7 protein-coding genes are annotated in these 6,338 nt (G+C 46.1%); 3 read left to right on the forward strand and 4 right to left on the reverse strand.

All coding sequences use genetic code 11. The features are described 5' to 3' along the window. On the forward strand, nt 1-266 hold a 266-nt coding region (locus A1D16_RS07825), incomplete at its 5' end, for a YceI family protein (protein WP_290708804.1). A 261-nt stretch (nt 267-527) separates the two neighbouring features. Here the strand turns inward: A1D16_RS07825 and msrB are convergent. Then, nucleotides 528-1,091 (reverse strand): peptide-methionine (R)-S-oxide reductase MsrB, encoded by a 564-nt coding sequence (gene msrB, locus A1D16_RS07830; protein ID WP_290708805.1) that lies wholly within the window; start codon nt 1,089-1,091, stop codon nt 528-530. A 148-nt stretch (nt 1,092-1,239) separates the two neighbouring features. Between msrB and A1D16_RS07835 the strand changes: the two genes are divergently transcribed. Continuing rightward, nucleotides 1,240-1,821 (forward strand): adenylate kinase, encoded by a 582-nt coding sequence (locus A1D16_RS07835; protein WP_290708806.1) that lies wholly within the window; start codon nt 1,240-1,242, stop codon nt 1,819-1,821. Nucleotides 1,822-2,056: 235 nt separating this feature from the next. Here A1D16_RS07835 and A1D16_RS07840 read toward each other — a convergent pair whose 3' ends face one another. Beyond that, on the reverse strand, nt 2,057-2,794 hold the full coding sequence (locus A1D16_RS07840; protein WP_290708807.1) for a tetratricopeptide repeat protein: 738 nt from the start codon (nt 2,792-2,794) through the stop codon (nt 2,057-2,059). Nucleotides 2,795-3,228: 434 nt separating this feature from the next. Beyond that, nucleotides 3,229-4,539: an amidohydrolase family protein gene (locus A1D16_RS07845; protein WP_290708808.1), complete on the reverse strand. Its 1,311-nt coding sequence runs from the start codon at nt 4,537-4,539 to the stop codon at nt 3,229-3,231. A gap of 120 nt (nt 4,540-4,659) precedes the next feature. Here A1D16_RS07845 and A1D16_RS07850 point away from each other — a divergent pair, with 120 nt between their 5' ends. After that, the gene (locus tag A1D16_RS07850; protein WP_290708809.1) at nt 4,660-4,953 is read left to right on the forward strand and encodes a hypothetical protein; all 294 of its coding nucleotides are present in this window, start codon (nt 4,660-4,662) and stop codon (nt 4,951-4,953) included. A 24-nt stretch (nt 4,954-4,977) separates the two neighbouring features. On the opposite strand, the gene A1D16_RS07855 is transcribed toward A1D16_RS07850, so the two are convergent. Further along, a partial coding sequence (locus tag A1D16_RS07855) for a PA14 domain-containing protein (RefSeq protein WP_290708810.1) occupies nt 4,978-6,338 on the reverse strand: 1,361 nt, incomplete at its 5' end.

Consider the following 6,338-nt stretch of genomic DNA (forward strand, 5'->3'; position numbering starts at 1 on the left):
CTTCTATGAAGCCATTAGGCAATAATAAATATGCTTTAACCGGCAACCTGACCATACGGGATGTAACTAAACCTGTTACGTTTCAGGTAACCTATGGGGGTGTAATTGCGGGCGGCCGTGGTCGTAAGGCGGGTTTCAAGGCTACGACTACCATTAACCGGTTTGATTATAACCTGAAATGGGATCGTGCAACAGAAACAGGCGGACTGGTTGTAGGCAAGGAAGTAGAGATTACCGTAAAGGTAGAATTGGATGAAGTAAAGTGATAGGCGTCAGACAGGTGTTCTAACATGTATCTGACACATAGAAAAAGCCCCCGTCCAGAGGGGCTTTTCTTTTTTTAGTAGTGTTTAGTGATCCAGATCCAGAATTTGTCCAAATGTAACAACCGAGACAATTCGCTTACTGCTGCTTCATGATGTAAAGATGCAAAGCAGAAAGCAGGATCAAGAATGAGTTCGTCCATCGCTCAGCAATTGCCGACCAATCGACTTTTTTGCCCGATTTCCGGATTTTTACCCGCCCAATTACTGCCCCTTGTGCTGCTCTTTATAGGCTTTTTCCGCCTCTTTGGCCTTTTCAAAGTCCAAAATCAGCCCATTTATACAGTACCGCAGCCCGGTAGGCGGAGGACCGTCTTCAAATACATGCCCCAAATGAGCTTTACAGCGGCCACATTGAACTTCCGTTCTACGCATGCCATGCGAATTATCGGGCGTATAAATAATGCTGGTCTTGGAAATCGGCTGGTAAAAACTTGGCCACCCACAACCACTCTCAAACTTCGTATCGCTCAGGAATAGCGGATTGCCGCAGGCTGCGCAATGGTAGGTGCCGATTTCTTTGGAGGTTTCAAAGGGGCTCGACCAGGGTCGCTCCGTCCCTTTCTGACGGGCAATATAATAAACATCGGCCGGCAGAATTTTTTTCCACTCCTCCTCACTCAGGTTCAGCTTTTCGGAGGATGTACGAGAAAAAACAGGATTTTTTGAGGTATCCATTGATTTATTGTTTTCCTTTTTGGATGGCTGCGAATAACTGCATTGCTGAAAAACCAGCAAACAAGCCAGCAGCGCAAATTTTACATACATAGTTCGCATATTTCTATAACAAAGCTACGACTGACTGGTTCGTTTGGATTGTCAGCAGGTTGACAGTTTTCAAGGTTAATCGGGTTTTAATGGAATATTTTTAGGCGCTAACCCGTAAATTTGACATTCATCTGAGTTTTTTAACAACATGTTTAATTTAATTCTATTTGGTCCTCCCGGTAGTGGGAAGGGTACGCAGTCAGAGCGACTGATTGCCCGCTATGGTTTGAAACACTTATCGACCGGCGATTTATTGCGTTCGGAAATCGCCCATAAAACCGCCCTGGGACTGGAAGCCAAGGGTTTTATGGATCGGGGTGAACTGGTTCCGGATGCAGTGGTTATCGGTATGATCCGCTCTGCCCTCGATAATAACCCTGAAGCCAAAGGATTTCTGTTCGACGGATTTCCTCGCACCAAAGCCCAATCCGAAGCCCTGGATGCCCTATTGGCGCAGCGCGAGGAAGCCATTAACGTGGTACTGGCCCTGGAAGTTACTGAAGAAGAGCTGGTAAAGCGCTTATTAAACCGTGGCCTAACCAGTGGCCGTACGGATGATGTAAACGAAGGTATTATCCGCGCCCGGATCGAGGAATATCATAAAAAAACCTCCGCAGTAGCCGACCATTACCGCCAATTCGGTAAAGTGGTGGAAGTAAAAGGAGAAGGTACGGTAGACGATATTTTTGAAGCACTTTGCGCCGAAATCGAAAAACGCAAAGCTGCCTAAACGCATTTGACCCAACGGTAAGCAGCCTGCTATTCCGTTGGGTCAAATGTATTCCATAACCGCACCCACTAAAGCTTGATTCTTACCGGATCAATACCCGGCCCTAGTTTATCCTACGCAAGTAGACGGGTTGATTTACGACTCAATTTTCTAGCTCCGGAGATCGTAACCGGGTTTTGCCGCCCTTCGTCATGTACCACCGCAAGCCCTGCAACCTGGCTTTTTTAAACGGGCCTTATTCCCCAATAAACTGGTTGATATCTTCCAGCAGTTCATCGGCCTGGGGATAAGTAGAGATGCTTTGCAGAAATTTTTGCGCCTTTCTGGGCTGATTCAGTTTCAGGTAGGTAAGAGCAAGGTACCAACTCGCCTTTTCTTTCAGCTTTCCATTGGCTTCCGCCAGCGGCAGTAATTGTTGCAGGGCATCGTTGTACTGGTCTTTATTAAGATAGGCCACGCCAATATAATAATCCAGGGTATCGGAAAGCCCCTTGGTGGCTGGAATGGACCGCCAGCTTGCAATAGCTTTATCATAATCTGCCTCTTTATAACTCACCATTCCATCGTAAAATTGATACTGGCGGGTACCACTTAGCGTAACAGGTAAACCGGGGTCGGGACTAAAATAATGATTGGCAAGTTGCTGCGGACTAAGGGCCATGTATTTCCGGTACCATAAGCCGCTGATCAAAATGAGCATGGCCGCTGCCACCCACCACCATTTGTTAATGGAACGGATGCCGGCCAAACGAGGTTTGCCGGTCTTAAGCGCTGCCTTCGTTTCTGCCCTGAACGATTCCGCCGGCACTTGTGCAAGGAGCTGGCGCCGCAATTCTACCGCTTTCAGTAAAGACGGATCCGCCGCCAACTTCGCTTCAAACGCGGCCTTTTCTTCCGGCAGCAGGGAGTTTAATAAGTAGGCTTCGATCTGTTCAAAAAAAGGTTGATCAAGACGGTCTTTATACTCCTCCATATTGGCGAGATTTTTTCAAGGAATAACTGGCGCAATTGCAGCCTGCAACGGTATTGAATGATTTGATCTGTATTTCCGTGTAATTCAGCTCTTGCGCAATCTTTTTTATTTTTTGCAATAATAACAGAGGCCGAGAATATTCCGGCATTTTTCGCCCGGTTCAATGAAACTTTGCTGCCGTATGGCTGTTTTTCTGGCATTGTCGTATGCTGAAAACAGCAAACCAGTATCAGCATACTGTGCCCGGAACCTGGTCTTTCAAGGAAGTTTTTTCGGAATCTGGCAGACAGTTCATGGATGCATTTGTGTTGGCGATCTGCTGCGGGTTGAAGCAGTAAGCGGTAATTATTTCCAGGAAAAGCTGGTGCACATCCGTCGTTGCGCGCCGGAATTCTGGCGCCTACAAGAGCTGTTCTTATTGGTACATGGTGTTCTTATTTACTAATCAAATTCTTCACTATTTTCCCATCCTTCATGATAAGCAGGAATTTACTTTCCGGATTAGCAAGGAGCGAAAGATCTTTGAGAGGATCTCCATCCACCAGCAACAGGTCTGCATAAGCGCTTTCTTCCACTACACCCAGTTTACCAGGATAGGGGCTGCGAAGGCCTGCCAGCTGTAGCAGTGCTGCATTATCATGGGTAATCATTTTCAGGATTTCAGCATTGGTAAACCATTGCTGTAATTTCAGGATATAATTGTTCTGTTGTTTATTGAGCGCCGGTTCAAACAGAAAATCGGTTCCCCATGCCAGTTTTACTTTCAGTTTCTTGGCAAGCGGCCAAAGTTTGGCTTGTCCTTCTATTACCGGTTTTCTTTTTTCCCGCCTTAAAGAATCCATATCGGGTGTGTCTTCTACCAGGTTTTGCAGGCTTAGCCAGACGCCTTTTTTTGCCATCAGGCGAAGCGTTGCCTCGTCAGCCAACTGGCCGTGCTCCACACATTTTACCCCTGCTTCAATAGCCCGTTGAATAGCCCGGGATGTATATGCATGAACCGTAACATAGGTTCCCCAGTCTTCCGCAGCTTCTACTGCCGCCTTCATTTCATCCAGTGTATATTGGGTTACATCCACCGGATCGTAGGCAGAGGAAGTTCCGCCTCCACCCATAATTTTAATCTGGCTGGCGCCAAAGCGAAGGTTTTCCCGAACTGCCGTAAGTACTTCATCTCTTCCATCCGCTATAAAATTAGCACCAAAGCTTTCTGAGCGAGAAGGGGTTCCAAAAAAGCGTCTTGATTTTTCAGCAGGTGTACGAAAATCGCCGTGGCCAGAGGTTTGACTGATAACAGCGCCGGAGGGCCAGATCCTGGGACCGGTTAGCGTACCGGCATCAACCGCTGCTTTAAAAGGGAAAATTGGCCCACCCACATCACGCACACTGGTAAAACCCCGGAGCAGCATTTCCTCCGCACTTTTACGCATATGTTTTAAAATCAGTTCCTGTCCTAAATCGGGCGAGGCCATATCCTGCATGCTCATGGAGCCAAATGCCAGATGCACATGGGCATCAATTAACCCCGGCATCAGTGTTTTACCTTTCCCATTAATGCGCAGTGTACCGGCATCCACTTCAAACGGCGCAGTACTGATACGTTGAATTTTATTGCCTACCACCAATACATAAGAGGGCGGCGTCAAAGTCTGTGCATTTCCGGTAAACACCTGCACCTCTTCAAATAATACAGGCTGCGGCGCTGTTCCTGTAAATAACTGGAACCAAAAAAGCAGTATTGTTAACATGGCATTGGTTGAATGATAAATAAGGTCAGTTACTTAAAGATACACTTCCCGCTAAAAAACCGGCAACTTTGTACAGGCCGTTTCTCAACAAAAGCTATTTTGCCGAAGTAAATAACCTGTATGGAAAAGGATAAGCTTTTCAATTATAGACAACCTATGGTAACTGCAGCAGGTATAATCCTGGGCTTTGTACTGAATTTTGCCACAGAAATAGTAAAGCAGGAAAAAAAAGACGCTTTTTTTGCCGCTCTTATTCTGATCCCAATACTAGCAGGAATAATCTTACTAATTCTTTCGTTGTACAGAATCTTGAACAACCAATACGATCCGGAAAAGGCCAGACTGTATTATAAACGCACCCTGGGTTATTTTGTAAGGGGGCGTTATTTGTTCTTTTATAGGAGCCCTGTTTAAAATGATTAAAGTATTATTGATTGTTTAATAAAACAATTTATTGGCAGGGATCAGTTGTTTTTCCAAACCAGGGCCTTTATAATAAACATCCAGCCAATAACCACCTCCGCCATTAAAATACTCTACCTTGATGGCATGCCTGCCTTTGGTAAGTTTTATCTTGCCTGATTTCTCTTCCACGCCATGATCACCATCGTTGTCAACCACTTTTTTACCATTTATGAACAGCCGGCTGCCATCATCTGACCTTGTATAAAACTGGTAGTCGCCGTCCTGGTCAATTTCGAGCATACTCTCTGCTACTATTCCAAAACTTCCCTTATGTCCTTCTTGTGCTTTCTCCAGCTTTACCGGGTTAACCAGGAATTCATAATCCGTCCAGCTGCCGGTTGGCTTCAGCGATGCAAAAGCTGGTAATTGCTTCCATTCATCTCCTTTGAAAAAACGGAAACCTACACCGTTCTGTCCGCCTGATTTCAGCAACCTGAAATATGCAGTAGCAATTTTACCTGGTGTACCGTTTTCAAATACGGCCGCCTTAACTACCGATGTTGAAGAAAGTCCGAAAGGTTCGGTATACTTAGTACTTTTTTCGGTCGGGTTGCTTCCATCTGTGGTATAGTAAATCGGTCCAGACGATTTTTCGTTTGCTGCACTAATTTTAACCTGGGGCAAGGAGTCGATATACAATCCCCCGGCCCTTGCAAAAAAGGCTGCTTCTGGATAAATAACCGGCGCATCAGCCAGTTTAATTGCTTTCCAAACGGCCGGCGGTTCTTCAAATCCTTTAAAGGCAGCTTTTACAGGCCGGCCGATCCATTCATAGGGAGTTTGCAGTTGAAGGGCAAACGCAATCGTAGCGGCTGCATCATACTGATAAATTTGTTGTTGGATCTGGTAGCCGTTTTTTATGCCGACGCCAAAATAAATTACCGGAACAGTAAGTTCCTCCAGTTCAGTACCTCCATGTCCATAACCCACGCCGCCGTGGTCTGCCACCACCATTACCATTGTATTCTTTTCCATGCCTGCTTTCCGCATCGCATTGATTATTACCCCAACGCAGGAATCTGCCTTACGAATACCCTCAAAATAACCCTTTGTACCATGCCCAAAATTATGACCAGCACCATCTACCTCATCCAGATGTACCCAGGATAGCACGGGCTTTTTTTGAACCAGGTATTCTGCAAAGGCAGCCACGGTAGCATCCTGTGTTGGATAATGCCGGCTCAGGTTTACGAGGCTGGAATCAAACAACCTTCCAAAGCCTTCCCAGTTATAGATAGCACCAGCTTCTGCAGTAGGCCGTTGGCTCCTGAAAATGGTAAAAATAGACGGGAACCGATTGCTGCTATCAAATGCAACCGGCTCCAGGTTATGGT

The sequence above is a fragment of the Flavihumibacter sp. CACIAM 22H1 genome, assembly GCF_001601815.1.
Lineage (GTDB): Bacteria > Bacteroidota > Bacteroidia > Chitinophagales > Chitinophagaceae > Flavihumibacter.

Bases quoted from the DNA above. Each gene is read 5' to 3' on its own strand.
- A1D16_RS07845 (WP_290708808.1), bottom strand. From the start codon at position 4,539: ATGTTAACAATACTGCTTTTTTGGTTCCAGTTATTTACAGGAACAGCG.
- A1D16_RS07850 (WP_290708809.1), top strand. From the start codon at position 4,660: ATGGAAAAGGATAAGCTTTTCAATTATAGACAACCTATGGTAACTGCA.
- msrB (WP_290708805.1), bottom strand. From the start codon at position 1,091: ATGTATGTAAAATTTGCGCTGCTGGCTTGTTTGCTGGTTTTTCAGCAA.
- A1D16_RS07835 (WP_290708806.1), top strand. From the start codon at position 1,240: ATGTTTAATTTAATTCTATTTGGTCCTCCCGGTAGTGGGAAGGGTACG.
- A1D16_RS07840 (WP_290708807.1), bottom strand. From the start codon at position 2,794: ATGGAGGAGTATAAAGACCGTCTTGATCAACCTTTTTTTGAACAGATC.